Below are 24,425 nucleotides of genomic sequence, written 5' to 3'. Positions count from 1 at the left end.
CGCACCGATGCTACTGATTGCCCTGATTCAGTCCACTTCATGGAGGTTTACGGTGCCATCCTCGATGCGGTGAGTCGAGGTGCCGTGCCGCACTGTGGGGGTCACTCCCACGCGGCGCCCGTGCGCGCGGGCGGCGTCACACCCGGAACGTCCCCTCGCTCATCGCGAGTCGAAGACCGTCCTCGGCCGACGCGCCCTGGGACCAGGCCGCCGTGTACTCCTCGGCGTCCAGGGACGCGCGCACCCGGCGCTCGGCGGCGACGTGCGCCTCGTGGAACGGGCGCAGGCCGATCAGCGCCACCCCTGTCTCCCGGCGCATGCGATGGGCCGCGCCCAGGAGCCGGGCGGCCCGGGGGCAGTCACCGGTGGCCGCCACCGCCCAGGCGAGTGTCTCCAGGCCCCATACCGGCCCCCAGCTGTCCCCGATGACATGCTGCCGCGCCAGGGCCTTCCGCAGAGGGGCCAAGGCCCGCTCCGCTTCGCCGTGTCGCAGCTCGACGAGCCCGGTACACCACTGGGCCCAGGTGCGGGCCCATTCGGCTCCGCTGGCCTCGGCCTCCGCGACGTACACATCGCGAGCCGCCGAGGCCGAGGTGCGGGTGCCGAAGAACGCCTCTGCCATCGCCCACAGCATCGTCGCCATGTGGGCGTCACCGCCCTGCCCGATCGCGAGGAACCGGTCCCGCGCCTCGGCCAGCAGCGAGATGCCGGCCGGGTCCCCTCGCACGAGCATGGCGTGCGCCCCCTCGATATACGTCACCGGCGCCACCGACGGGCCGTCCGGCAGTTCCCGGGCCACCGCACGGCACTCGGCCAGGAACACCTCGGCCGCGGGGTTGTCTCCCTGGCAGAGAGCGATCCACGCTTTCATCGCCAGCGCGCCGACGATCAGCGTCGGCGCACCCACGGCCGTCACAGCCGATGCCTCCGGTACGCCCCGGGCGTGAGGGCCGTCCGGGTCGGTGGCGAGCAGCCGTTCCAGCCAGTGGCGGCCCTCCCCCAGCGTGCTGCTGAAGAACCAGCACCGGGTGCGGGCCAGGTTGACGGCGATCTCGGTACCGGCCTCCGCCAGGTCGCGTCTGCTCGCGCAGTAGTCGAGGGCTGTGCGGAGGTTGGGCAGTTCGGTGCGCAGCCGGATCAGCCAGTCGACTTCACGCGGCCCGCACCTGTCCCGTCATGAAGCCATGGCGAAGAGGTCCTCGGTGCGAGGGGCTGGCCCGCCCTCACCCCGTATGCAAGCGCCGTTGATCCCGGGAGCCCGACTACCCGGCCGGCCGGCCGGGCCCGGACTGCTCGTCCGCTGGGCGTGCCAGCACGGCGACGGCTGCGGAGAACAGCCACGGCAGCCGTTGCGCGACGGGCAGCAGCGCTGCGCGGGCCGGGGGCTTGCGCGTCGCGCCGAGGAGCGCGTGCGTCAGCCAGCGGTAGCGCCGGGTGAGCCGCCGCCACTCCCCCTCATAGGCCGCCGGGTCACCGCTGGTGATGGCCCTCACCGCGGCGGGCGCCTGCGCGAGCGCCAGCGCGATGCCCTCACCGGTCAGGGCATCGACGTAGCCGGCGGCGTCACCCACGAGCAGCACCCGGCCGGCGGTACGCGCGCTCGCCGCCTGGCGGAGCGGGCCCGCCCCCCGTACCGGTCCGGCGACGCCGGCTCCGGCCAGCCGCTCCCGCAGCTCGGGGAAGGCGGCGAGGTGGTCGTCGAACGGCCGGCGGGTGGTGGTGAGCACCGCGACGCCGACGAGGTCGTCGGCCACCGGCGTCACGTAGGCCTCCGCTTCGCGGGCCCAGTGCACCTCGACGTGGTCGCTCCAGGGGGCGAGCGCGTAGTGACGCCGCAGCCCGTGCCGCAAGGGGGACCGGCGCGGCCGGTTCAGCCCGAGGGCGCGGCGGATCGGCGAGTGCAGGCCGTCGGCCGCTACGAGGTGACGGGCGCGCGTGCCGTCGACCACCACCCCGTCCCGGTCCTGCTCGACGTGACGCGCGGTGCGCTGGTCGACACGTACGCCCGCTGCCAGCACCGCCTCGCGCAGCAGCGCGTGCAGTGTCGTACGACGCACCCCGCGCCCGGGGCCCGCTCTGAAGTCGGCGTCGACGCGGCGGGGTCCGGCGACGTAGCGAATGCCCCGCAGGGAGTGCCCCGGCGGGTGCACGCCCAGTGCGGCCAACGCGGAGACGGCGCCCGGCATCAGGCCCTCGCCGCACGCCTTGTCGACGACGCCGGCGCGCTGCTCCCAGACGGTGACGTCGAGCCCCGCACGGGCCGCGTGCAAGGCCGTGGCCAGGCCCGCGGGTCCCCCGCCGACGACGAGCAGATCCATGCGTGCCTCCTCAGGCCAGCCGCGTCAGGGCGGCGTCCTCGGCGCGGACGCGGGTGGCGAGCAGGAGCCCGTTGAGCGCGGTGAAGACGACCGCCGTGATCCATGCCGAGTGCACGAGGGGAAGCGCGAGCCCCTCGACGACGACGGCGACGTAGTTCGGGTGCGGGATCCAGCGGTAGGGTCCGCCGGTCACCCGCGCGGCACCGGGTACGACGATCACCCGGGTGTTCCACTGCCGGCCCAGTGTCGCGATGCACCACCAGCGCAGCCCCTGCGCGAGCACGACGAAGGCGAGCATCGACCAGGCCAGCACCGGTACGACGTCCGGCCGGCGCAGCCACACCTCCGCGAGCGCGCCGACGAGCAGGCCGGTGTGCAGCACCACCATGAACGGGTAGTGCCCCCGCCCGGACTCCACGCCGCCCCGCGCGAGGCTCCAGGCGGCGTTGCGCTGGGAGACGACCAGCTCGGCGACCCGCTCCAGGCCCACGGCCAGCACCAGGACGGTGAACCAGGTCTCGCTGCTCACTGTCCACCACCCGGGGCGCGGAGGAGTACGAGTTCGGAGCAGAATCCCGGGCCCATGGCGAGCATGAGCCCGTAGGAGCCGGGCGGGGGCGGGCGGTCGGCGAGCGTGTCCGCAAGGACATGCAGCACCGAGGCGGAGGACAGATTGCCGATCCGGCGCAGCGAGTCCCAGGTCACGCCCAGCGCCTCCCGCTCGACGCCGAGGGCGTCCTGCAACGCCTCGAGGACCTTGGGGCCGCCGGGGTGCGCGACGTACCAGTCGATGTCGCGGCTGGTCAGTCCGTGATCGGCGAGGAAGCCGCGGACGTCGTCGCCGACGTACCGGCGCACCAGATCGGGGACCGCGGAGTCCAGGACGACTCTGAAGCCGCCGGAGCCGACGTCCCAGCCCATCATGCGTTCGGAGTCGGGGTAGAGGCGGCTGCGTGAGGCGAGCACTCCGGGGGCGGCGGGGTCGTCGGTCCGTGCGAGGGGGTGCTCGTGGCCGACGGCGACCACGGCGGCGGCACCGTCGCCGAACAGGCCGCTCGCCACGGCGTTGGCGACCGAGGTGTCGTCGCGCTGGAGCGTGAGCGAGCACAACTCGACCGACATCAGCACCGCCACGGCGTCGGGGCGGCCGCGCAGCAGGTCGTTGAGGCGGGCGATGCCGGCCGCGCCGGCGACGCAGCCGAGGCCGACGAGGGGCAGGCGCACCACATCGGGGCGCAGCCCGATCTCCGCCGCGACCCGGGCCTCCAGGGAGGGCACGGCCAGGCCGGTCACCGTGCACGAGACGATGTAGTCGACGTCGGCCGGTGTGAGGCCGACGCTCTTGAGCGCGTCGACGACCGCACGGCCGCCGAGTTCTACGCCGGCCCGGATGAAGACGTCGTTCGACTGGCCGAAGTCCTCGATCCGGCCGTACTCCTCCAGCGGCAGCACGGTGTGCCGGGTCTCGACGCACACGTTGCGGTGGAGCCGCTCGACGACACCGCGGTCGACCGTTTCCCCGACCAGCGTGGCGGTGAAGGACTCGGTGATCTCCTCCTGTCGGTGGCGGTGCTCGGGCAGGGTGCCGCGGACACTGAGGACGCGCATGGTCATGCTGGCTCCTGGGACGGTGCGGTGGGGCACGGGGGAGGGCCCGGACGAGGCCGGGCATGAGGTCCACCGTGACGGTGAGCGCAGGACTTGGGGCGGGAGGGCCGGGGCGGTCGCGGCGCGAGCCGGGCCGGCGCCGGCCGGAGCGGTGTGTGCCGGTGCCATCAGGCGACCGTCAGCAGCACGACATCGAGCAGGGCGATGGTCACCGCGGCACGGAAGGGGGCGCGCCCTCGGCCGAACCAGGAGAGCACCGCGAGGACGGTGACCAGTGCCAGGGCCGTCCATGCCCACGCCGGAGGGGATCCGGCGGGACCGGTCACGGCGAGCACCGAGGCGGTCGTGAGCAGAGCGGCGGCCAGGGCGCGCGAGGGACGTTCACCGATCCGGTGCGGCAGGCCGCGGACCCCGGTGGCTTCGTCGTCGGCGAGGTCGGGCAGCACGTTGAGCAAGTGCGCTCCGACGCCGAGCGCGGCGCCGGCGGCGGTCATCCACCAGGGCGCCCAGTGAGGGGGCGAGGCGGCGAGGGTGACGACCGAGGGCAGGATGCCGAAGCCGCACATGTACGGCACCCATGACCAGGGGGTCGCCTTGAGCCCGGCGTTGTAGGCATGGCCCGCGCCGGTGGCGAGGACGACATTGACCAGGGCGCTGCGCCAGCCGGCGAGCGCTGACAGCACGAGGGAGGCGAGAGCGGCCACGACGAGAGCGCGTGCCACCCAGCCGGCCGGGAGGGTGCCGATGGCCAACGGCTTGTCGGTGCGGCCCACGGCGCGATCGCGCGCGAGGTCGAGCAGGTCGTTGCCCCAGCCGATCGTGAGCTGGCCGGCGAACACCGCCGCGGTGACGGCGGCGGCGTCCAGCGGGTGCAGGCCGCCGCGGAGCGTCAGCAGGCCCGTGACGGCGGTGACGGCCAGAGCGGGCCCGCCGTGGGCGGCGGAGAGCAGCGCGAGCGCACGCGGTGGTCCGGGGCGCGCCGGGGCAGTGTCGGCGGTCACGGGCATCGCCCCTCCGCGTCCAGCGCCTGGCAGCTCGCCCCACCGAGGGCGCGGGACACCGTGCGGGGGCGCGGCACGGTCCCTGTGCCGCACTCCTCCGCTCCGTTTCCGGTCGCCCAGGACCACGGCCCGTCGTCACCGGTGATCACGTTGCGCATGCACCATCGGTCCCACGTTGCCCGCCCGCTCACACGGGGTGGTCCGGCATCCGGTGGAACGGGCATGTCGCCCGCCCGAGGAGGAGTGCACGACGTAGTCGGACGGCGGGTTGGCGTCCTTGCGCCGCTCCGGAGGCGGGGGGGGGTTACCCCGGAGCCGTGACGCCGGTCCACGTCTCCCCCGCGCGCTCGGCCCACTCGCGGGCCGCCTCCGGACGGCCGGTGAGCAGCAGGAGCAGGGCCGCGACAGGACCGCGCACCTCCGGGCCCTCCCCGCGCGTGAACTCGATGTCGGTGGCGACGAGCCGGGCCTTCGGCAGGGGCCAAGGACGTGGCGGGAAGCGCATGGTCCATACGCGGTCGGCGGCGTCACGGGCGGCGGACAAGGGCATCTCGCGTGTCCGGCCGAGCGCGAGGGCGATGTCCTGGCCGTGGACGAGGAGGTCGAGGAGTGGCTCGCGGGGTGAGGTGGTCGGTGCGAGACGGCGGGAGCCGACGATCGAGCGGAGGTCCGCGACGATCTCGGTGACGGGCCGCTCCCCCTCGCGCACCGCCGAGTCGTGGATCATCCGGTTCCAGTTCCCGCGGGCCCGGAACATCTCCCTTACGACCTGCCCGTACGAGAAACGCGCCGCGATGGTCAGATGCGCGGCCACGTCCCGCACCCGCCAGTCCCCGCACCGCTAGCGCGCCTGCCACTCCTGTGGACTCAGGCCCTCCAGCAGGTCGGCCAGGCACGTCCGCTCCTGGTCGACGATCTGCCAGAGCTCGTCGGTGTCCAGCACCGCACCCACGACCATCACCCACCTCAAATGGTAAGCTTCTCTGACCAAAGTAGTCAGTGAATCTGACCAATGTCAAGAATCGGGACATGCACGACGGTGGTGCGGGAAGTGAGCCGGAGATGGTGACGGAACGCGAGCTCAACACGGGCGTGCTCCTGTTCCTGCCTTACCGGGCCCTGGAGAACCGCGTCTTCGCCGCGCTCGCCGAAGCCGGATTCGACGATTTCACGCCCGCCCAGGCCCGCGTCATGCAGCGCATCGGCCCTCACGGCACGCGTCTCACCGAACTCGCCGAACAGGCCCAGATCACCAAACAGACCGCGGGATTCCTCGTCGACCAGCTGGAGAAGGCGGGCTACGTCACCCGCGTACCCGATCCGACCGACAAGCGGGCCCGCCTGGTCTGTGGCGCGGAGAAGGCCTGGGCGGCCAAGGAGATCGCCGACGCGGTGGTCGCCGAGGTGGAGAAGGAGTGGGAGCAGCACATCGGCAAGCGGCGGATGAAACAGCTGCGCGAGGCACTGACTCTGCTGAGGCAGATCACCGACCCCTGGGGGTAGCCGTTCAGCGGGTACGCCTGCGGCGGCGGACCACGAGGACGACGGCGCCCAGCAGAGCGGCTCCGGCCGCGGTGGCGATGAGCGTACGGCCCGCGCCCGTGGCGGCCGGAGTGTCGCCGGAGGGTGCCGCGGCGGTCGGTGGGGCCGGCGTGCCGAAGGCGAAGGTGACACGGTCGTTGGAGGTGTCCGGGTCGTGAAGGGGGATGCCGGCCGGGCCGGGACGCACGGTCGCCGTGCCCCTGGCACCGTCGTAGCCCTTGGCCGACTTCACCCGCAGTTCGAACAGCTGGCTCTTGCCTGCGGCGATTCCGAACGGCGCGGTGCACACGTAGTGCCGGTGGCCCGCCTCGAACGGTGCGGTCGTGGTGCTGCCCCTGAGACGGCAGGGGCCGTAAGGGCTCTCTTCCTCCTCCATGTGAGCGGTACCGGTGGCGACCACACCCTTGGGCAGGACGACGTCGATCTCGGCGACGGCCTTGTCGCCGATCCCGTAGGCGGAGGCCGGTCCGTGGTTCACGGCGTTGATGCCCAGGGTCCATTCGCCCGCCCTGCGTCCGGGCTTTGCCGTGGCATCGGCCGCGAGATCCGCGGAGTTGTCGGCCGCGACGGTGAACCGGCCCTCGGCACCGTTCTCGAATCCGCCTCCCCCTCCGGACGCGCGCACCAGGGTGAGCGCCGGCCCGGTGCCCTGGTGACCACCGCCGCCGGGTTGTTCGCGCGGCTTCAGCAGGCGGACCGAGTAGTCGGTCACGGCGGTCAGGACGCGCTTGCCGACCGTGGCTGTCAGGGGGCTGCTCAGCTCCACGGTGCCTCCCGCGGGCACGGCGTCCGAGGAGACCGGGAAGACGCACGTGACGGACGCCTGGCTGCCGGGTTCGCCGGGATCATCGCCTTCGCCGTAGGCGCAGTTGGAGAACTTACGGTCGAAGACCAGACCGCCCACCGATTCCCAACGCACCATGATGCGCCGGTCGGTGGCGAGATCACCGGTGTTGCGCAGCCGGAGCGGCACCTTGATCCGGGAACCGATCCTGGCGTGCGTCACGTCCGGCACCCTGCCGACGACCAGGTCCGGGGTGCCGACGACCACCTTCGCCTTCGCGGTGGCGCCGGTGGCACGGTCCGCGGTGAGGGTGTATCCGATGGTGCCGCTGACGCCGGATGCGGCGCCCGGGTCCGCACGCAGGGTGAACTCGACCGAACGGCTCTGCGAGGCACCCTTGTTGGCGCAGGTGAAGACTCGCGCGTCCTCCTCGCACCGCGGGTCGTCGACCGTGACGCTCGCGATGCCCGCCAGGTCACGCGCATCGATGACGAGCGAGTCGTTCTCGGGAACGGGGACCTGCGCCCCACCGTCCCAGAACATCCAGCCCACGGTGGCCGACCGCGCTTCCGACCCCACGTTGATCTGCTCTTCGGCGCTGATCGTCGCGTAGGCCCGAGTTGGCAGGGGGGACGGTGTCACAGCCGGATTGTCGTCTCCGGCGATCGCACTGGGTGCCAGGGCGAGCACCACGACGGCCGGCACTGCCCCGAACACCGTGCGCTTAGGGTTCATGCACGTTCGATGCGCGAGGCGTCCCCAAGGTTGCGTCTCGCGTTGCGTCCCGGAACCAGCCGGCGAACGTCACCCCGTGCATCCGCGTGCCCAGGATCAGTCCAGGCCGTTGCGATCGACTGCCGCTCGGATCCGGCCGAGCCACTCCGTGCCCATCCGGCGCCCGTTCGGGAACTGGTCGCCCCGGTCCCAGCGCCACGTCGTGATCATCGCCAGCACGAGGAGCCGGCATTGGCGCAGCAAGTCCTGATCGACTCCCGGATAGTGCTCGCCGACTTCCTCGGGCGCATGGGCGAGGTCGAATTCGACCGGCCCACGGCAACACGTCTCAAAGTCTATGAACAGCAACCCGTTCTCGGTGGTGAGCACATTGCCCGGGTGCGGCTCGCCGTGCAGCAACTGCTCGGCGGCGCCGCGCTCGCCGATCACTCGTCTCAGGCTTCCCAGCGTGTCGCCGAGCAGTTCCCGGTCCGCGTCGGCGAGCGCCGGAGTGCGGTCGCGGTTCGCCACGAGCTGCTGGGCCTGCTCGACTCGATCCGTGAAGTGCGGTGTCGGGACGTCGAGCTTGCGCATGCCGGCGTGCAGCCGCTCGAGCGCATGGGCGTAGTCGGCTGGTGGGGCCTCGCGGGGCGCCACGGGTTCGTAGTAGGTCCACAGCGTGACCACGAAGCCGTCACGCTCATGGACGCGTGGCTCCACTCGGGGCTCGAGGGCAGCCACAGGGCACCCGGACTCGGCGAGCCGCTGAGCGAGCTCGACTTCGAACCGCGCGACCTGGTCCGCTACGGGTGCCACCCGGGCCAGGACGTCACAAGGCAGCAGCCGCAGGGTGAGCTTGTTCGAGTCATGAAGAACGATCGCGTCGTCGGCTGTCAGGCCAAGTGATGAGGCGGTCGACATGGCCGCGGCCACCGCACGCGGGACTTCCGACGCCTGCATCGTCGCCCGGCCCCTCTCCCCTGAGCGCTGTGCTGCCCTGACTCTCCAAGCGGTGAACCTGCGGCACCTTAGCAAGTGTCGGCGGTCTGCCCCCTCAGGGCGGCTGGAACGTGGGGGTGGGTTGCGAGGCGGCGGGCTTCGGCCGTGACCTCGGCATCGACCCGGTCCACAGTTTGGTTGCCGTATTCGAGGACGTCGTACTCGTCATCGAGTTCGGCGAGCCGCTCGGTGAGGGGCAGTTCATGCCCGAAGCGCTGGTGAAGTCGGGAGGTGAGCTCCCGGGGTGTCAGCTCGCCGGCGAGCATGCGGCGTGCGAGCGCTCGGGCGGCGTCCTCTCGGCCGGCATCGCCGGCGGCCGGGTAGAAGGTGAGACCGAGTTCGTCGAGTGCTACGGGGAGCAACTCGTGGACGTCGTAGTCCGCTTCGGCGCGCGTGCAGGCGGCGAGGGTCCGAAGGCCAGGGGTGTCGAGTCCGGCGACGAGCGCGTCACAGGCGGCTTCGACGACATCGCTCGCGCGGATTTCTCCCACGCTCCAGAGGGCGGCATGGTCCTGTAGAGCGATGGCTGCCGCTTCGGTCGATGTCACTCGCCCATGATTGCCTCTACGGTGCGTCCCGGTCGACCGGGTTTCACCCCGACTCTTGAGAGAGGGCCGGGGTGCCGGGGCCGAGCCCGGTAAGGCGCGTTCAGGCCATGGGCGACATCTGACGTTCGGCTGTTTGTACGCTGTACCTCCACCTCGTGCCCCTGGCGACCCGGGGAATGCGGAAGCACGTCAGGTGCACGGGGCCCCCTCTGGTCCTCGCGACTTCCCCACCGAGCATTGGATTCCATTGCGCGCCACGAACCCCATCCGGCGGTGGCGGACCGTGAAGGCGCCCCACCTCGCCGAGCACCCCGAGGCGGTCGTGGCGTGAGCACCATCGCGGCCCAGGCCATCAGCACTCGGCGACTGGACCTGCTGCCGCTTCGGGTCGAGCACGCCGAGGAGATGACCGGGGTGCTGTCCGATCCGGCACTGCACGCCTTCATCGGCGGCGCCCCGGACACCCCCCGAGCTCTGCGCTCGCGCTACCAGCGCATGACCGCGGGCTCTCCCGATCCGGCAGTCTCCTGGCTGAACTGGGTGATCAGCCTCCGCGAGGAGGCATGCCTGACGGGCACGGTCCAGGCGACGATCAGCCACTCCGGCCGCGACTCCCTCGCCGAGATCGCCTGGGTGACGGGAACTCCGTGGCAGGGAAGAGGCATCGCCACCGAAGCCGCCCGAGGACTCGTCGACTGGCTCAGCCGGCAGCCCGTGCGGACCGTCATCGCCCATATCCACCCCGACCACCAGGCATCCGCCGCCGTAGCCACCGCCGCCGGGCTCACACCCACCGACGAATGGCACGAAGGCGAGATTCGATGGCACCGGAACATCAGGCGATGACCGCACCGCACCACGGGTCTTGACTGTCACCGCCCCAGGCGGGCGCCGAAGACGGAGTTCGCGGCTCGGGGCTACAGCGACAGCCATCCGCACAGTCGTGCGACGTGATCACTCGATGGTGAGTTGTCGCGCTCTCGCGCCCGGTTCGCCCCGATGCTCGGAAGGACGGCGCGTGACCGGCGCCGCCCGGATGCGTGTGGGTGGGGGAGCATGACGCGAGAAGCGGGACGTCGGGACGGGTTGGACCAGCAGGCGGTGTTGCTGGTGGCGGGGCTTGCCGATCTGGCGGTGAGCACGCTGGGTTCTGCCGTCGGGTCGGTGCGGGGGCTGTTGCGTCGCTCGGACACCGCGGAGCTGGCGGCGGAGGCCGAGAGCGAGCTGCTGGCGCGTGGGCGCCTGGTACTGGACCGGTACGCGGCCGTACCCCCGGCCCATCTGGAGATCCTCGCCCGGCACGCCATGGACCGGAAGGCCGCCGATGGGGTCTGACCGGTGGGAACCGGCCGCGTTCAAGACCCGCGTCGACGAGGTGCTGCACCGGTTCGTCGCGCAGGAGGCCGACCAGTTCGCGGCGATCGATCCGCTCCTGGGCCCGGTGGCCGAGCAGTTGGAGTCGGCTGTCGCGGACGGTAAACGGCTGCGGGCCGCGTTCTGCTACTGGGGCTGGCGCGCGGCGGGACAGCCGGACAGCGACGCGCTGGTGCGGGCGGCGGCCTCGATGGAGCTGGTGCACGCCGCCGCGGTCGTGCACGACGACCTCATCGACGACAGCTCCTTGCGGCACGGACGGGCCACGGTCCACGTCGCCCTGCGTGGCGCGCTGCGGCGGCGTCCGCGTGCCGACGCCGCCGCCAGGTCGTTGGCGATGCTGGTGGGTGAGTGGCCGGGCAGTTGTTCACCACCAGCGGTCTGCCCGCCGCGTACCTGGCCCGGGCTCGCCCGTTGTGGTCGGTGATGGCCCGTGAGCTGGTCGCCGGCGAGTGCCTGGACATTCTGAGCACCGGAGCCGGTCCGGACACGACAGCGTCGCTGAAGGTGGTCCGCTACAAGACCGCCAAGTACACCGTCGAGCAGCCCCTGCTGATCGGCGGCGCCCTGGCGGGCGCGAGCGGGCGGCTGCACGAGGGCTACTCGGCGTACGGGCTGCCTCTGGGCGAGGCGTTCCAGCTGCGGGACGACCTGCTCGGCCTGTTCGGAGACCCGGAACGCACCGGCAAGGCCAACGCCGACGACGTGTGCGGCAACCGGCCCACGGCCCTGCTGGCGGAGACCTGGCGCCTCGCCGGCGACGCCGACCGCGAACGGCTGCGCGCCCTGCTCGGCCGGCGCCGCCTGGACGCGGAGGAGCTGAACTCGGTGCGCGAGGTGATGCGCGGGCTGAAGGCACCCGACCGCATCGAGGGCATGATCAGCGCACGCGTGGAGCAGGCGCTCGGTGCCCTGCACGAGCTGGACGCACCGGCACCCGCCACCAGCGCCCTGACCGCACTGGCGCACTCCGCGGCGAACCGCCCGTCCTGACCCTTCGCACCGCCCGAGCGGGTGCGGGACCCGTGCCCTGTCCGGCAGCCGGCCCTCCCGCCGGCCGTCGGTGGTCCGACAAGACAAGGAGCCCCGCCGTGACTTACACCGAGGCATCGATGGACGCCCTGCGGCACGCGGGTGACGAACTCGCCGATGCCACCGTCGCCGCCCTCTTCGAGCGCGGCCAGGTGGGCACGTTCAACACCCTGATGCGCTACGTCTCCACCGCCGGCGCTCCCCTGCCGGCCGGGCTGCCCGACGTCGCCCGGGAGTACCTGGAGGCCACGGCCGCTCCGCCCTCCTGGGTCGGCTGGGCGGAGATGGAAAAGGCCCGGCTGTTCTTCATCGACAACAACGTGCACATCTCCACCGCGCTGTCGTTCGCCTCCATGCCCGCCTGCTACGTCGTCCCGCACGTGGCGAAGCTGTTGTCGGCCACCCACGGACTGAAGTACCCGTCCAAACGGATGGCGGAGACGGGTCAGTTCACCGTCTACCTGATGCAGCCCGACGCCTTCGAGGCCGGCAGCCGCTTCATCCCCGCCGCCCAGAAGGTGCGCCTCCTGCACGCCTCCATCCGCCACCACCTCGAGCGGGAGGACCGGTGGGACACCACCGCGCTGGGCACGCCGATCTGCCAGGAGGACATGATCGGCGGGCAGATGTTCTTCTCCCTGCTCGTCCTGGACAGCCTGCACCGCCTCGGCATCCACATGTCCCAGGAAGGCGCCGAAGCCTACTACTACGCCTGGCGCGTGGTCGGTGCCATGCTCGGCGTCGACCAGGACGCCGTCCCCGAGACGCTGGAGGAGGCCCGTACCTTCCTCGACCTGTACATGGTCCGGCACATGGGGCCCTCCGAGGAGGGTGCGCACCTGACCCGGCAGCTCATCGACCTCTACGAGGACGTGGTGCCCGGCACCTTCTTCGACCCGATCGTCTCCGCTCTCATCCGCCACCTCGTCGGCGACACCTGCGCCGACTGGCTCGACGTGCCGCAGACCCCGTGGGACACCGTCGTCAAGGCCGTACCCCACCTCCTCGGTGTTCTCGAAACCATCGAAGACCGCTCCCCGTTCGGCGCCTGGGCCCTGGACCGCCTCGGCCACCTCACCACCGTCCTGGAGCTGTCCTCCCTGACCCGAGGACGCGTCATGCACTACGCCATCCCCGAACAGCTCAAGAAGGACTACGGCATCTCCAGCACGGCACACCGCGGCCACCGATGGACACCACCGGCCGCCACGGTCTCCTGATCGCCGCTCCGCCGCTGTCCCGCGCCTACAGGGAGCAGTTGTTCGCGAGGGTCACGGGGTTCGTCCCGGCGGGCAGGGCGACCGTGCGGGAGGCGGGCGGCCGTGGGCCGGACCCGAGCCACACCTCCAGCGCCGTGAAGGCCCTACGGTGGCACGGCGTCAGCGGACGGAGCCGGTCCGGGTACGTGTCGGCCAGGGCGTCGGTGTGGGTGCCGCCCTCGATGCGGTAGTAGCGGTGCAGGTGGCCGCGGCCGGACTGGCCCACCATGCGGGCGTAGACGTCAGAGTCCCGGCTGATCGGAAGCAGGACGTCCAGGGTGCCGTGCAGGGTGATCAGCGGCTTGCCGATCCGCCCGGTCAGTCCGATCTTCTTCACGGCCCTTTTGACCTCGGCGGGACGGGACGCGTAGTCGTAGTCGGCGTCGCAGGCCGGTGTGCCCGTCGCACAGAAGGGCGTGCCCGCCTCGGTCGGCCCGTCGAAGCCGGGATCCAGTTCCTCGCGGTAGATGCGCTGGGTCAGATCCCAGTAGACCTTGTGGTGGTACGGCCAGAGGAACTCGGACCCGGCCGGGAAGCCGGCGGCGTGCAGGGCTTGGCGCGCCTTGCCGGCTCCCTCGCCCCCGGCCGCGTACACGGGGTGGTTGCGCAGCGCCTCGGGCAGGAAGTCCAGCAGGGTGGGGCCGCCGGAGCGCCACAGGGTGCCCTCCCAGTCGACTCCCCCGTCGTAGAGCTCGGGGTGGTTCTCCAGCTGCCAGCGCACCAGGTATCCGCCGTTGGACATGCCGGTCACCAGAGTGCGTGACGGAGGCCGGTCGTAGCGCCGGGCGACCGTCGCCCGGGCGGCTCGGGTGAGCTCGGTGAGACGGGCGTTCCACTCGGCGACGGCGTCGCCCGGCGTCCTGCCGTCCCGGTAGAAGGCGAGGCCGGTGTTGCCCTTGTCGGTGGCGGCGTAGGCGTAGCCGCGGGACAGCACCCAGTCGGCGACGGCCCGGTCGTTGGCGTACTGCTCGCGGTTGCCGGGGGTGCCCGCGACCACCAGACCGCCGTTCCACCGGTCGGGCAGGCGGACGACGAACTGGGCGTCGTGCCCCCAGCCGTGGTTGGTGTTGGTGGTGGACGTGTCGGGGAAGTAGCCGTCGATCTGGATGCCGGGGACCCCGCTGGGGACGGTCAGGTCCTTCGGCGTCAGCCCTGCCCAGTCGGCCGGGTCGGTGTGTCCCGAGGCGATCGTGCCGGCCGTGGTCAACTCGTCCAGGCAGACGGCCTGCTGGTGCCGGGCTCCCGGCACGCGCACCTCGGCCAGGCGTTCGCAGTGGCCGCCCGGGTTGGCCGGTGCCGGCATGGCGGGCGCGGAGGTGAGTGTGAGGGCGGCCAGGGCGAGGGCCGCTGGAGCGCTTCGCCGCCAGGAGCGCGGCAGGGAACGGACGGTGGGACGCATGGGGTGCCTCCGCGACGGCGTACAAGGACGCGCCGGAGGCTATGACGCTTGTTCGCCGCGACATATGGGCCCGGGGACCACCATCCGCCGCTTGGCGGTGGCTGCCGACACCACCGGGTCGGCTGGGCCGGGCGAGGCCTCGTCCGGTGGCCTCCGGCCTTACCGACCCCTCACGAACGGGGCCATGTAGCGCCGTCACACTGCTCGTCGCCAAGCGTGGCCGTCCCACCCATGCCAACGCCGGCGGGCGCACCCCGATGATGCTCGCCACGCCGGTCGCCGGGCCCCCGTCCGGCGTCGGCGACACGAAGCATTCCTCCCCCACATCAGGAGGCATTCGTCATGGGACAGTCGCACCCTCCGTTCCGCCGCACGAGGAGCCGCGGCCTCCTCGGAGGCATCCGCCGCTGGGTCACCGCCGCCGCGGGGGCGCTGGCCCTCACCGGTGGCCTGATCACCGCGAGCCCCCCGGCATCCGCCGCGGGTCTGACCCAGGTCACCGGCTTCGGCACCAACCCCGGCAACCTGTCCATGTACGCCTACGCGCCCGAAGCGCTGCCGGCCGACGCCCCGCTCGTGATCGCCCTGCACGGCTGCACGCAGAACGCGAGTGACTACTACGCGCACTCCGGCTGGCCGAAGTTCGCCGACACCTACGGTTTCGCCCTGGTCTTCCCCCAGACGAGCAGCGCCAACAACGCCAACTCCTGCTTCAACTGGTTCGAACCGGGCGACAGTGCGCGCGGTCAGGGCGAGGCACTGTCGATCAAGCAGATGGTCGACAAAGCCGTCTCCCTGTACGGCAGCGACACCCGGCGGGTCCACATCACCGGCTTGTCCGCCGGCGGCGCCATGACCGCGAACATGCTCGCCGCCTACCCGGACGTCTTCGCGGGCGGCGCCATCGCCTCCGGACTGCCCGCGAGTTGCGCGAACAGCGTGGCCGCGGCCTACACCTGTATGTACAGCCCGCCGGACAGGAGCCCTTCCTCATGGGGGGACCTGGTGCGTTCCGCCGCTCCGGCCGGCACGACCTCCTGGCCGCGCGTCGCGATCTGGCAGGGCACCGCCGACACCACCGTCAAGCCCGCCAACGCCACGGAGTTGCGCGACCAGTGGACGAACGTCTGGGGCATCGGCCAGACACCGTCCCGGACCGAGACCCTGGGCGGGGGCACCACACGGAGCGTCTACGACGACGCCTCCGGCAGGCCCGCCGTCGAGATCTACTCCGTCTCCGGGATGGGGCACGGGCTGGCCGTCGACCCGGGCAACGGCCCCGAACAGTGCGGCAGTACGGGCACCTACTACCTCGACACCGTCTGCTCCAGCTACCACACCGCCCGCTTCTGGGGGCTCCACGACGACGACAGCACCGGCTCCCTGCCCGCGCCCACAGGGCTGACGGTCACCGGGACCACCGACACCACCGTCTCCCTGAGCTGGAAGGCGGTCGCCGGCGCGGCCTCGTACATCGTCCACCGCGGCGGCGCCAAGGTGGGCACCACGACGTCGCCCGCCTACACCGACACCGGCCTGGCGACGGGCACGACGTACACCTACACCGCGGCGGCCGTGGACCCGGCGGGCGCGGCAGGCGTCGTCTCGTCACCCGCGACCGCGACCACCACCGGGTTCACGCCCACGTGCCATACGGACAGCAACTACGACCACACGGTCGCCGGACGCGCCTACCAGAGCGGCGGTCACACCTACGCCAAGGGCTCCGGTCAGGCGATGGGGCTGTGGAACACGTTCACCACCAGCACCATCAAGCAGACCGCGCCCGCCTACTACGTGATCGCCGACTCCGGCTGCCCGGCCTGAGCCTGCCCGCCTCGAACTCGTCGGGTCAGGAGCTGCGGTAGATCTTCTCTTCTCGCAGCAGTTCCTCCAGTTCCTCGTCCGAGAGCGGGTGAAGCGTGTTCAGGAGACGACGCAGCCCGGGTTCGCCGAGGGTCTGGCTGGTCACCTCGACCTCCGCCTTCCGGTGCCGGCGGACGAGGGTGACGGCGTGCTCGCCACTGGGGAGGGCGCGGACCACGCGCATCTCACCGCGCGCGTCCACCGTGCAGGTCATGCCCTTCTCCCGGTGGCCGGGGCACCGGGGCGTGGGTGTGAGCGGCGAGCGCACCGTGAGCGCCGCGTAGGAGAACACGTCCTCCCGGACACCGCGGTACTCGACGCTGAACGAGGCGGGTCCGGCCTCGGCGCGAGACACCCGCATCCCGGGCGGCGTAGCGCCCAGGTACAGCACTTCCGCATGCTCCCGGTACCGCACGACCTCCGCTTCGCGCTGGCGCTGCTGGGCCTGCGCCGGCCCCACGAAACCTCCGTAGACCACCCCGGCCGCCAGCACGGTCACCGCCCCCAGCCGCACCCACCGGTTCGGCACGAAGAACGCCGCGGCCACGGCGTACGGCACCCCCGTCAGCGCGATCCGGGTTCTGGCGCCGCCCAGGTCGACGCCTCCGTCGTAGGCGGCCAGACCCGCCAGAACGCCCAGCGTGCCGAGGACGAAGACCGACGCCGCCCAGCCGAGCCGCTGCGGCACGGAGCCGCACAGCGGCACCAGGGTCCGCACGGGTGCGGCCGTTGTGGCCAGCAGACCCACCGTCAGCGGCACGCCCAGCAGGAGCACCGGCGCCGTCGCCCCTTCCCCGCCACCCCAGGCCGCCATCACCAGCCCGAAGCCGAGCACCGGCACCGCGGCCGCCATCATCGCCCAGACCAGGAGGAGGTGCAGTGCCGTCAGGGCCCGTCTGCCACTCGTCATGCCGGGGATCTTGTCAGCCGGAGCCCGGGGGTACATGAGTACGCGTACTCATCACCGGTCGAGCGGCCGGGGCCGCTCGCCGTGGACGATTTCAAGGGCACCCGAGTGGTGCCGCACGCGTCAGTCCACGATCACCTCGGCACGCGCCGCCGGGGCCCGCCCGGCCCGTACGTCGCCGAAGTTCCCCTCGACCTCCGCCTTTTCCGCGGCGTTCGGATACGGGTTCGTGCACGCGGTGCCCGCGCTCGAACCGGACATCAGGCTCGAGCACGGTCCGGGCTTGCGATCGGGCAGCCCCAGGATGTGGCCGAGCTCGTGGGCGGAGATACGCACCGTGTTGTAGCCCTGGTTCACGGCCTGACGCCCGATGTACACGGTTCCGTTGCCCAGGGTCGTGGGCAGGGCGCGCGGCCAGCCGTTGTCCGCCAGTACCCGTATGTTCGCGCGTTGCCCGGCCGCGGCCGGCCGCAGCTCGACGGCGTCGACACTCTCGTTCCAGATCGCCGCGCCCCGGTCGACGGCGCTTCTGAACTCCGCGGAGCCGCCGGCGTCGTAGGTGAGGACACTGGCGGCCAGGGGGGCCGCCGTTTGCGGGGCGGCAACCGCGGCCTGGCCACCGGTCAGGGACAAGGACACCAGACAGGCAGCGGCCAGGCCGCCGCTCAGCATGCGGACGTGCATGATCGACCTCCTTGTGGGGGAAGGACAGTCGTGCAGTCGTGCTCATGACATTCTCTGGAGCCTTGCCCAACCTCGGGCGAAATGAATCCGTCAGTCAGGCGCTGGCGTGGCGACGCCAGGCCGTCCTCCGCGGGGCGGCATGGTGCACGGGCTCACCCGAACAGGCTGCCTGCTGACGCCACAGCCACAGGGACGTCATGGACAGCAGGGCGGCGAAGACCACCAGGAGGACGACCGATACCCACATCTGCCGGCTTCCGGGGTCGTCCCATCCCGCCGATGCGGCCACCACACCCCACAGGACCGAACCCCCGGCGTAGAAGGTGCGCATCCTGCGCAGCTGCCGCAGGGCTCGGACGGACTCAGCGTGATCATTTTCCGGTGCCATGCCGACGCAGGTACCCCGGTACGCGCACTCCATCACGGGATCATTCAGTGCGCCGGGGACGTGGATGGTCGGGAGTCCAGGTCAGATCGCCCGGCGCCTTATACGGAAGGGGCAGCTTGATGAAGCGAGGACGTACCGAGAACGGACTGCGCTGGATAGCCGACACCTACGACACCGGCTTCACGCTCACACTCAGCGAGGGGCTCTCGCCGTACGAGCTGCTGCGCGGCATCGGCGCCGAGGAGCACCGCCTCGTCCCGCTTTCCCGCTCCGCGGCGTACGAGCTGCTGCTCCGGAGCGAGGACGACCACATCAGTGACCTGGACTTTCTGGACTGGGAGGACGAAGCGGCGGTCACCCGGCTGACGCGCGCGGGCTTTCTGCCTGTTCCGCCGGACGTCATCGTCAGGGCCGGCTCGGTCGCGGGCTGGGCGTACGCGCTGGAGCAATTCAGCTCCTACACGGGGAACCACCTTGCCGCGCTGTCCGAGCGGGGACGCGCCTTCTGCGTGCATCGCAACGCGAAGGGCTTCAGCAGCGTCGACTATGCCGTCCGCGGCGCAACGGTGACATCCTTCGAGCCTGGCCTGCCGCATCTCACGAACGGGATACCGGCCGAAGAGGCGCTCGGCTTTGTTCCTGGTGACGACGAGGTGGCCGATGTGGCGTTCCTTCGATTCCTGGAGCGCGAGCTCGACATCTACCTCCCTTGGGAGGAGACCGAGGCGGAGCTACCCGCAGCCGCATTCGCCTGACGCCGTTCGCGACCCGTCGTCTCCACCGGGACCGGTGACAGCGGCGTCACCTGCCCGCCGACCGGCGCTCTGCCCCTGTCCTGGTGACAGGGCGGCAGCAACCGCCCCCGGACGACAGACATACTGTCGGCCGGGGGCACACGCACACTTCGACGTGTCGATGCTCCGGGAACCGAGCGGGACGACCGGTCGCTGATCCCTCCTACGAGGTCCGCGAGGAGAGGTACTCCTTGACGCCCGGCGCGGTGTGCGCCTCCTCCACGTTCACCGCGGCGCCGACCGCCTTGGCGTCCGGCTTGTGCACGTAGGTCAAGGTGCTGGCCGGCTGTGCCTTGTCGGAGAAGTTCTGCGCGGTGCCGAGGCCGACGTCGACGTTGGACTGGGAGCGGTGGGCCTTGACGACGTCCTCGCGAGCGAGGCTGCCGTTCTCGCAGGCCCGCTTCAGGCCGGTGCCCATCAACTGGGCGGCGTTGTAGCCGGAGAGCACACCGGAGTCGATCAGGGACCCGGGGTACTTCTTCTTGTAGGAGGCGACCATCTTGCGCACCCCGGCCAGGTCGGAGCTGACCGCGGGCGCGGCACTGACCACGTTCAGCATGGCGGCGAGGGCGGGTGCGGCCGGCGTCTTCATCAGCTGCGGGGCGTAGCCGGGGGCGTTGCTGACGACGGGTACCTTCAGGCCGCGAGAGGCCGCGACCCCGACCAGGGAGGCGGTCTGGGCCGGTCCGGCGCTGATCAGGATCGCCTTGACACCCTCCTTGCGCAGCGCCGAGACCTGCGCGGACAGGTCGGTGTCGGTGGCCTTGATCTTCTGTCCGACGACCTTCAGACCGGCCTTCTTCGCGGCCCACCGCGAGCCCTCGAGCGCGTTCGCGCCGTAGTCGCCCTCGAAGTAGACGTGGCCGATCGTGTCGCCCTTGTCCAGGCCCTTGGTGCGGGTGAGGAAGTCGACCGCGGCGATCATGTCGATGTCGTAGGTGGTGCCGACGACCTGCACGGAGTCCCGGTCGAGCAGGGAGGCGGCCCAGGCCTGAGGGAAGGTCAGCACCTTGTCCCGCTCGATGTCGTCGAGCAGTGCGGCCATCACGGGCGAGCCGATGACCTGGGGCAGCGCCACGACGTCCGCCGAGATGTCGGCGTAGGCGGTGACGGCCTTCTGGACGTCGTAGCCGTGGTCCTTGACGACGATCTCGACGCGCCGGTCGCAGATGCCGCCGCGGGCGTTGACCTCGTCCGCCCACATCTGCTGGGCCTGCACGATGCTCTTGCCCAGGGTCGCGTAGGGGCCGGTCAGGTCGGTCAGGGCGCCGAGCTTGATGGTCTTGTCGGTCACCCCGGGCCCGGTCTTGACGCCGTCGGCGCCCTCGCCGGCGCTCCCGGAGGAGTCGGCCTTGGAGCTACAGCCGGTGCCCGCGAGCAGCAGGGCCGCGACGGCCGCGGCCAGGAGTGACGTGGTGCGCGGGGCACGGGGCGTGTGGTGCGTGTGGTGCGAGGACTTCACGGGGTGGGCTCCTTGGCTCGTACGGCTGACGCGGGTGGTTGGGACGGGGAGGCGGCGTCGGCGGGTGGTGGGGCGGTCCGTCGGCGGCGCAGGCGGGCGCGCAGGCGCCGGACCAGACCGTGCAGTCCGTCGGGGGCGAACAGCAGGATCAGGACGATCGCCGCTCCGTAGAGGTAGCGGGCCGCCTCGGTGGGACCGACCGCGCCGTCGGTGGTGCCGGGGGCGGCCACCAGCGGCAGTTGGTCGGCGTAGCGGGTCATCAGCAGGGGCAGAGCGGTGACGAAGACGGCACCGGCGGTGGCTCCGGCCACCGACCCCAGCCCGCCGATGACGATCATGGCCAGATAGTCGACCGACAGGACGAGACCGAAGTAGTCGGGCACGACGCGGCGGAAGGCGAGGGCGAGCATCACCCCGGCGAGGCCCGCGTACATCGACGAGACCACGAAGGCCGCCGAGCGGTAGCGGGAGACGTCGACGCCCATCACCGCGGCCGCTGTCTCGCTGTCGCGCAGGGCCACCAGAGCGCGTCCGGGACGGCCGCGGAGCAGTCCGCGGGCGGTGAACCAGGTGAACGCGAACAGTGCGAGCCCCAGGTACCACAGCCGTTCCTCGGCACCGAACGGCACGCCCAGCAGGGTCAGTTCGGAGTCGGCGGAGAAGGAGAAACCGCCCACTTCCAGGGGCGGCACCGAGCGGCCGTTGAAGCCGCCGGTGACCGAGTCCGCAGTGAGCAGGACGTGGTGCCCGAGGAAGACCAGGGCCAGGGTGGCGACGCCGAGGTAGACACCGCGCACCCGCCCGGCGACGGGGCTGAAGAGTCCGCCGGCCGCCCCGGCGAGCAGGACCGCGAGCACGGCGGCGACGCCGGTCGGCAGCCCGGGTCCGGGCTCACCGGCCAGCCATACGTAGCCGTAGGCACCCACGGCCAGGAAGAAGGCGTGGCCGAGGGAGAGTTGGCCGGCGGTGCCGGACAGCAGGCCCAGGCCCACCGCACCGACGGCCGCCGCCATCGAGAACAGTCCGATGCGCAGCCAGAACGCGTCGAGGTAGAAGGGCAGGGCGCACAGGACGAGGACGGCCGCGAGGGTCCAGCCCTGGCGGATCGCGCGGGGGCGGGAGAGTCGCTCAGACACGGACCGCCGCCTTTCCGCCGAACAGTCCGGTGGGCCGCACGAGCAGTACGAGCACCATCACCGCGTAGGGCGCGACGTCACCGAACCCCTCCCCCAGGATGTGCAGGTCGGACTGGTAGCCCGCGACGAGGGCCTCGGTGAGACCGATCAGCAGGCTGCCGGCGAGGGCGCCGGGCGGGGAGGCCATCCCGCCGAGGATCGCCGCCGGGAACGCCTTCAGGGCGATCTGCCCCGTCGTGCGTTCCAGGCCGGGCGCGGGGAACGCGGCGAGGAAGACCGCCGCGAGGGCCGCGAGCGCCCCGGCCAGGCACCATGCGAGGGTGCGGATGCGCACCAGCCGTACGCCCATCAGGGCGGCGGCCTCGACGTCCTCTGCCGAGGCGCGCAGCGACAGGCCCCAGGACGTGTACCGGAACAGGGCGAAGACACCGGCGATGACCACGGTGGAGACGACGATCGCGGCGATCCGGCTGTCGGCGACGGTCACCGGCCCCAGTCCGCTGACCGAGTCGCCCCAGGGGTCGCCGAGCGAGAGCAGGTCGCCGCCGATGCGCCGCGAGAGGTCGGTGAGGATGACGATGTCGACGCCGATGGTGACGATGGTCTGCACGTGTGCGGCGTGCGGGTCGGTCCCGCCGGCGTGGAGCAGGAAGCGGTCCATGGCGCCGGCCACGGCCGCGGTGACCAGGACGGCCACGGCGAGGGCTCCGGCGAAGCCGAGGTCGTCGTGGAGTACGGCCGTGAGGTAGCCGCCGAGCAGCAGCAGCGAGCCGTGGGCGAAGTTCATGACGCCGGACGCCTTGAAGATGATGACGAAGCCGAGGGCGACGAGGGCGTAGACCGCGCCCAGGGCGAGGCCGTTGAAGATGTTGTCCAGGAAGGTGGTCATGCCGCGTCCTCCGCTTCGGCCCCGGTGCCCAGGTAGGCGCGCAGCACCTCCGGGTCGCGGCGGACCTCGTCCGGGGTGCCGTGCGCGATGACACGGCCGAAGTCGAGGACGGTGACCTCGTCGGCCAGGCGCATCACCAGCCCCATGTCGTGCTCCACCAGCACCACGGACAGGCCGAGTTCCGCGCGTACGGTGTGCACGACCTCGACCGTGCGGGCGCGTTCGGCCGCGTTCATCCCGGCGACCGGTTCGTCCAGCAGCAGGACGCTGGGTTCCAGGCACAGGGCGCGGGCGAACTCCACGCGCTTGCGGTCGCCGTAGGAGAGCAGGGCGACGGGGCTGTCGAAGTGCGGACCCAGGCCGGTGAGTTCGGCAGCCTCACGGGCCCGGGCGAGTTGTTCGCGCTGTTCGCGCCGCGCGTGCGGCAGGCGCAGCGCGCTGGCGGTGAAGCCGGCCCGGGACAGGGCGTGGCGGCCGAGCAGCAGGTTGTCGGCGACCGTGCCCTGGGTGGTGACGATGTTCTGGAAGGTGCGGGCGACGCCGAGGGCGGCGATGCGATGGGGGGCGAGCCGGGTGAGGTCGGCGTCCCCGAGCCGTACGGTGCCCGTGGCCGGGCGGCACAGCCCCGACAGGACGTTGAAGCAGGTGGACTTGCCCGCTCCGTTGGGTCCGATGAGCGCGTGGACGGAGCCCGGGGTGACGGTGAAGGACACCGCGTCCAGGGCGGTGAGTCCGGCGAACCGGACGGTCACGTCCGTCACGGTGAGCGGAGGTGGTGCGGTGGTGCGGGTGGTCACGCGGCTCCCTGCCCCTCGGTGGTTCCGGCGGCTCTGGTGCTCTCGCCGGCGGCCGTGGTCTCTGTGGTGGTCTCTGGGGTCTCTGTGGTGGTCTCTGGGGTCTCTGCGGTGGTCTCTGTCGTCTCGCCCAGGTACAGGCGCCGTACGGCGTCCGTGCGGGCCAGTTCGTCGGCGGGCCCGGAGAGCCGGACCTCGCCGACCTCCAGGACGTGGGCGGTGTCGGCGAGGGACAGCGCCATGCCCGCGTTCTGCTCGACGAGCAGGACGGCGGTGCCCTGGGCGTTGATCTCGCGGACGACCTCGGCGATCCGGTAGACCATCTGCGGGGCGAGGCCGAGGGAGGGTTCGTCGAGCAGGAGCAGGCGGGGTGCGGCCATCAGGGCCCGGCCTATTGCGAGCATCTGCTGCTCACCGCCGGAGAGGAGCCCGGCGGCCTGCCTGGTGCGTTCGGCCAGGCGCGGGAAGAGCGTGAAGACCCGGTCCCGGGCCTCGGCGACCTGGGCCGGGCGGCGCCGTCCGAGGCCGAGGCCACCGGAGCGCAGGTTCTCGTCGACGGTGAGCCCGGCGAAGACCCGGCGGCCCTCGGGGACCTGGACGACCCCGGCGCGCACCGCGGCGACCGGATCGCGCCCGTCGAGCTCTGTGGCGCCGTAGCGGATACGGCCGGCCGTGATCGCGCCGCGGTGCAGGCGCAAGGTGCCCGACACCGCCCGCAGCAGGGTCGTCTTGCCCGCGCCGTTGGCGCCGAGCAGGGCGACGACCGAGCCGTGCGGGACGGTCAGGGACACGGAACGAAGGGCGGACAGGGCGCGGCCGTAGGTCACGTCGAGGCCCTCCACGCGCAGGGCGCGCTCCTCGTCCGGTGGTGCTTCGGGCATCACGGCTCCTCGGGTCCGTGCCTGGGGCACGGGGGCTTCGGGGGAA

Annotated in this window: 23 protein-coding genes and 2 pseudogenes; 7 read left to right on the top strand and 18 right to left on the bottom strand. The window is 71.9% G+C overall.

The window, feature by feature from the left end:
- Positions 1–136: 136 nt before the first annotated feature.
- The 6 genes and pseudogenes from QC385_RS19950 to QC385_RS19925 all read right to left on the bottom strand — a co-directional run bounded on the left by QC385_RS19950 (position 137) and on the right by QC385_RS19925 (position 5,885).
- A complete protein-coding gene (locus QC385_RS19950; protein WP_279542672.1) occupies positions 137–916 on the bottom strand; it encodes a hypothetical protein in 780 nt (259 codons plus the stop codon).
- Positions 917–1,262: 346 nt separating this feature from the next.
- Entirely contained in the window at positions 1,263–2,318 is a 1,056-nt protein-coding gene (locus QC385_RS19945) for an NAD(P)/FAD-dependent oxidoreductase (RefSeq protein WP_279542671.1), read from the bottom strand.
- Positions 2,319–2,328: 10 nt separating this feature from the next.
- Positions 2,329–2,847, bottom strand: coding sequence for an isoprenylcysteine carboxyl methyltransferase family protein (locus QC385_RS19940; RefSeq protein ID WP_279542670.1), 519 nt, complete (start codon positions 2,845–2,847; stop codon positions 2,329–2,331).
- Complete coding sequence (locus QC385_RS19935; RefSeq protein WP_279542669.1) at positions 2,844–3,932, bottom strand: type III polyketide synthase; 1,089 nt, start codon at positions 3,930–3,932, stop codon at positions 2,844–2,846. Before QC385_RS19935 ends, QC385_RS19940 begins: the two co-directional genes overlap by 4 nt.
- A 161-nt stretch (positions 3,933–4,093) precedes the next feature.
- Positions 4,094–4,933: a UbiA family prenyltransferase gene (locus QC385_RS19930; RefSeq protein ID WP_279542668.1), complete on the bottom strand. Its 840-nt coding sequence runs from the start codon at positions 4,931–4,933 to the stop codon at positions 4,094–4,096.
- A 298-nt stretch (positions 4,934–5,231) separates the two neighbouring features.
- Positions 5,232–5,885 (bottom strand): annotated as a pseudogene (locus tag QC385_RS19925) (maleylpyruvate isomerase family mycothiol-dependent enzyme).
- A 104-nt stretch (positions 5,886–5,989) separates the two neighbouring features.
- Between QC385_RS19925 and QC385_RS19920 the strand changes: the two are divergent.
- A complete protein-coding gene (locus QC385_RS19920; RefSeq protein ID WP_279542859.1) occupies positions 5,990–6,430 on the top strand; it encodes a MarR family winged helix-turn-helix transcriptional regulator in 441 nt (146 codons plus the stop codon).
- Between the two features lie 4 nt (positions 6,431–6,434).
- Here QC385_RS19920 and QC385_RS19915 read toward each other — a convergent pair whose 3' ends face one another.
- The 3 genes from QC385_RS19915 to QC385_RS19905 all read right to left on the bottom strand — a co-directional run bounded on the left by QC385_RS19915 (position 6,435) and on the right by QC385_RS19905 (position 9,514).
- Positions 6,435–7,988 (bottom strand): hypothetical protein, encoded by a 1,554-nt coding sequence (locus QC385_RS19915; RefSeq protein WP_279542667.1) that lies wholly within the window; start codon positions 7,986–7,988, stop codon positions 6,435–6,437.
- Positions 7,989–8,084: 96 nt separating this feature from the next.
- Complete coding sequence (locus QC385_RS19910; RefSeq protein WP_279542666.1) at positions 8,085–8,927, bottom strand: phosphotransferase enzyme family protein; 843 nt, start codon at positions 8,925–8,927, stop codon at positions 8,085–8,087.
- 68 nt (positions 8,928–8,995) lie between these two features.
- The gene (locus QC385_RS19905; RefSeq protein WP_279542665.1) at positions 8,996–9,514 is read right to left on the bottom strand and encodes a hypothetical protein; all 519 of its coding nucleotides are present in this window, start codon (positions 9,512–9,514) and stop codon (positions 8,996–8,998) included.
- Between the two features lie 327 nt (positions 9,515–9,841).
- On the opposite strand from QC385_RS19905, the gene QC385_RS19900 reads away from it, so the two are divergent.
- The 4 genes and pseudogenes from QC385_RS19900 (at position 9,842) to QC385_RS19885 (ending at position 13,140) form a co-directional block, all read left to right on the top strand.
- Positions 9,842–10,360: a GNAT family N-acetyltransferase gene (locus QC385_RS19900; RefSeq protein ID WP_279542664.1), complete on the top strand. Its 519-nt coding sequence runs from the start codon at positions 9,842–9,844 to the stop codon at positions 10,358–10,360.
- A gap of 210 nt (positions 10,361–10,570) precedes the next feature.
- On the top strand, positions 10,571–10,849 hold the full coding sequence (locus QC385_RS19895; protein ID WP_279542663.1) for a polyprenyl synthetase: 279 nt from the start codon (positions 10,571–10,573) through the stop codon (positions 10,847–10,849).
- A pseudogene (locus QC385_RS19890) lies at positions 10,839–11,881 on the top strand (polyprenyl synthetase family protein). Before QC385_RS19895 ends, QC385_RS19890 begins: the two are co-directional and overlap by 11 nt.
- A 98-nt stretch (positions 11,882–11,979) precedes the next feature.
- Entirely contained in the window at positions 11,980–13,140 is a 1,161-nt protein-coding gene (locus tag QC385_RS19885; protein ID WP_279542662.1) for an oxygenase MpaB family protein, read from the top strand.
- A 25-nt stretch (positions 13,141–13,165) separates the two neighbouring features.
- On the opposite strand, the gene QC385_RS19880 is transcribed toward QC385_RS19885, so the two are convergent.
- Positions 13,166–14,578 carry a tannase/feruloyl esterase family alpha/beta hydrolase gene (locus QC385_RS19880; RefSeq protein WP_279542661.1) on the bottom strand — a complete coding sequence of 471 codons (1,413 nt, stop codon included), beginning with the start codon at positions 14,576–14,578 and terminating at the stop codon, positions 13,166–13,168.
- A 342-nt stretch (positions 14,579–14,920) separates the two neighbouring features.
- On the opposite strand from QC385_RS19880, the gene QC385_RS19875 reads away from it, so the two are divergent.
- Entirely contained in the window at positions 14,921–16,405 is a 1,485-nt protein-coding gene (locus QC385_RS19875; protein ID WP_279542660.1) for an extracellular catalytic domain type 1 short-chain-length polyhydroxyalkanoate depolymerase, read from the top strand.
- 25 nt (positions 16,406–16,430) lie between these two features.
- On the opposite strand, the gene QC385_RS19870 is transcribed toward QC385_RS19875, so the two are convergent.
- The 3 genes from QC385_RS19870 to QC385_RS19860 all read right to left on the bottom strand — a co-directional run bounded on the left by QC385_RS19870 (position 16,431) and on the right by QC385_RS19860 (position 18,366).
- Complete coding sequence (locus tag QC385_RS19870; RefSeq protein WP_279542659.1) at positions 16,431–17,354, bottom strand: hypothetical protein; 924 nt, start codon at positions 17,352–17,354, stop codon at positions 16,431–16,433.
- Between the two features lie 120 nt (positions 17,355–17,474).
- Complete coding sequence (locus tag QC385_RS19865) at positions 17,475–18,035, bottom strand: snapalysin family zinc-dependent metalloprotease (RefSeq protein ID WP_279542658.1); 561 nt, start codon at positions 18,033–18,035, stop codon at positions 17,475–17,477.
- Positions 18,036–18,129: 94 nt separating this feature from the next.
- A complete protein-coding gene (locus QC385_RS19860) occupies positions 18,130–18,366 on the bottom strand; it encodes a hypothetical protein (RefSeq protein WP_279542657.1) in 237 nt (78 codons plus the stop codon).
- Positions 18,367–18,542: 176 nt separating this feature from the next.
- Here QC385_RS19860 and QC385_RS19855 point away from each other — a divergent pair, with 176 nt between their 5' ends.
- Positions 18,543–19,178: a DUF6461 domain-containing protein gene (locus tag QC385_RS19855; protein WP_279542656.1), complete on the top strand. Its 636-nt coding sequence runs from the start codon at positions 18,543–18,545 to the stop codon at positions 19,176–19,178.
- Positions 19,179–19,380: 202 nt separating this feature from the next.
- On the opposite strand, the gene QC385_RS19850 is transcribed toward QC385_RS19855, so the two are convergent.
- The 5 genes from QC385_RS19850 to QC385_RS19830 are packed head-to-tail and all read right to left on the bottom strand — an operon-like array spanning position 19,381 to position 24,379.
- Positions 19,381–20,679 (bottom strand): ABC transporter substrate-binding protein, encoded by a 1,299-nt coding sequence (locus QC385_RS19850; protein WP_443032944.1) that lies wholly within the window; start codon positions 20,677–20,679, stop codon positions 19,381–19,383.
- On the bottom strand, positions 20,676–21,815 hold the full coding sequence (locus QC385_RS19845; RefSeq protein ID WP_279542655.1) for a branched-chain amino acid ABC transporter permease: 1,140 nt from the start codon (positions 21,813–21,815) through the stop codon (positions 20,676–20,678). The genes QC385_RS19850 and QC385_RS19845 overlap by 4 nt, the downstream gene beginning before the upstream one ends.
- On the bottom strand, positions 21,808–22,704 hold the full coding sequence (locus QC385_RS19840) for an ABC transporter permease subunit (protein WP_086851593.1): 897 nt from the start codon (positions 22,702–22,704) through the stop codon (positions 21,808–21,810). The genes QC385_RS19845 and QC385_RS19840 overlap by 8 nt, the downstream gene beginning before the upstream one ends.
- On the bottom strand, positions 22,701–23,501 hold the full coding sequence (locus QC385_RS19835) for an ABC transporter ATP-binding protein (protein ID WP_279542654.1): 801 nt from the start codon (positions 23,499–23,501) through the stop codon (positions 22,701–22,703). Before QC385_RS19835 ends, QC385_RS19840 begins: the two co-directional genes overlap by 4 nt.
- Positions 23,498–24,379 carry an ABC transporter ATP-binding protein gene (locus QC385_RS19830; protein ID WP_279542653.1) on the bottom strand — a complete coding sequence of 294 codons (882 nt, stop codon included), beginning with the start codon at positions 24,377–24,379 and terminating at the stop codon, positions 23,498–23,500. Before QC385_RS19830 ends, QC385_RS19835 begins: the two co-directional genes overlap by 4 nt.
- Positions 24,380–24,425 lie beyond the last annotated feature (46 nt).

This window comes from Streptomyces sp. DH10 (assembly GCF_029813805.1).
In the GTDB taxonomy this organism is placed as follows: Bacteria; Actinomycetota; Actinomycetes; order Streptomycetales; family Streptomycetaceae; genus Streptomyces; species Streptomyces coeruleofuscus.
The sequence above is the reverse complement of the archived record's forward strand: the minus strand, read 5'-3'. Positions and strand labels throughout refer to the sequence as shown.

Bases quoted from the DNA above. Each gene is read 5' to 3' on its own strand.
- QC385_RS19910 (WP_279542666.1), bottom strand. From the start codon at position 8,927: ATGCAGGCGTCGGAAGTCCCGCGTGCGGTGGCCGCGGCCATGTCGACC.
- QC385_RS19880 (WP_279542661.1), bottom strand. From the start codon at position 14,578: ATGCGTCCCACCGTCCGTTCCCTGCCGCGCTCCTGGCGGCGAAGCGCT.
- QC385_RS19945 (WP_279542671.1), bottom strand. From the start codon at position 2,318: ATGGATCTGCTCGTCGTCGGCGGGGGACCCGCGGGCCTGGCCACGGCC.
- QC385_RS19830 (WP_279542653.1), bottom strand. From the start codon at position 24,379: ATGCCCGAAGCACCACCGGACGAGGAGCGCGCCCTGCGCGTGGAGGGC.
- QC385_RS19915 (WP_279542667.1), bottom strand. From the start codon at position 7,988: ATGAACCCTAAGCGCACGGTGTTCGGGGCAGTGCCGGCCGTCGTGGTG.
- QC385_RS19860 (WP_279542657.1), bottom strand. From the start codon at position 18,366: ATGCGCACCTTCTACGCCGGGGGTTCGGTCCTGTGGGGTGTGGTGGCC.
- QC385_RS19870 (WP_279542659.1), bottom strand. From the start codon at position 17,354: ATGACGAGTGGCAGACGGGCCCTGACGGCACTGCACCTCCTCCTGGTC.
- QC385_RS19920 (WP_279542859.1), top strand. From the start codon at position 5,990: ATGGTGACGGAACGCGAGCTCAACACGGGCGTGCTCCTGTTCCTGCCT.
- QC385_RS19895 (WP_279542663.1), top strand. From the start codon at position 10,571: ATGACGCGAGAAGCGGGACGTCGGGACGGGTTGGACCAGCAGGCGGTG.
- QC385_RS19865 (WP_279542658.1), bottom strand. From the start codon at position 18,035: ATGCACGTCCGCATGCTGAGCGGCGGCCTGGCCGCTGCCTGTCTGGTG.
- QC385_RS19930 (WP_279542668.1), bottom strand. From the start codon at position 4,933: ATGCCCGTGACCGCCGACACTGCCCCGGCGCGCCCCGGACCACCGCGT.
- QC385_RS19840 (WP_086851593.1), bottom strand. From the start codon at position 22,704: ATGACCACCTTCCTGGACAACATCTTCAACGGCCTCGCCCTGGGCGCG.
- QC385_RS19875 (WP_279542660.1), top strand. From the start codon at position 14,921: ATGGGACAGTCGCACCCTCCGTTCCGCCGCACGAGGAGCCGCGGCCTC.
- QC385_RS19855 (WP_279542656.1), top strand. From the start codon at position 18,543: ATGAAGCGAGGACGTACCGAGAACGGACTGCGCTGGATAGCCGACACC.
- QC385_RS19935 (WP_279542669.1), bottom strand. From the start codon at position 3,932: ATGACCATGCGCGTCCTCAGTGTCCGCGGCACCCTGCCCGAGCACCGC.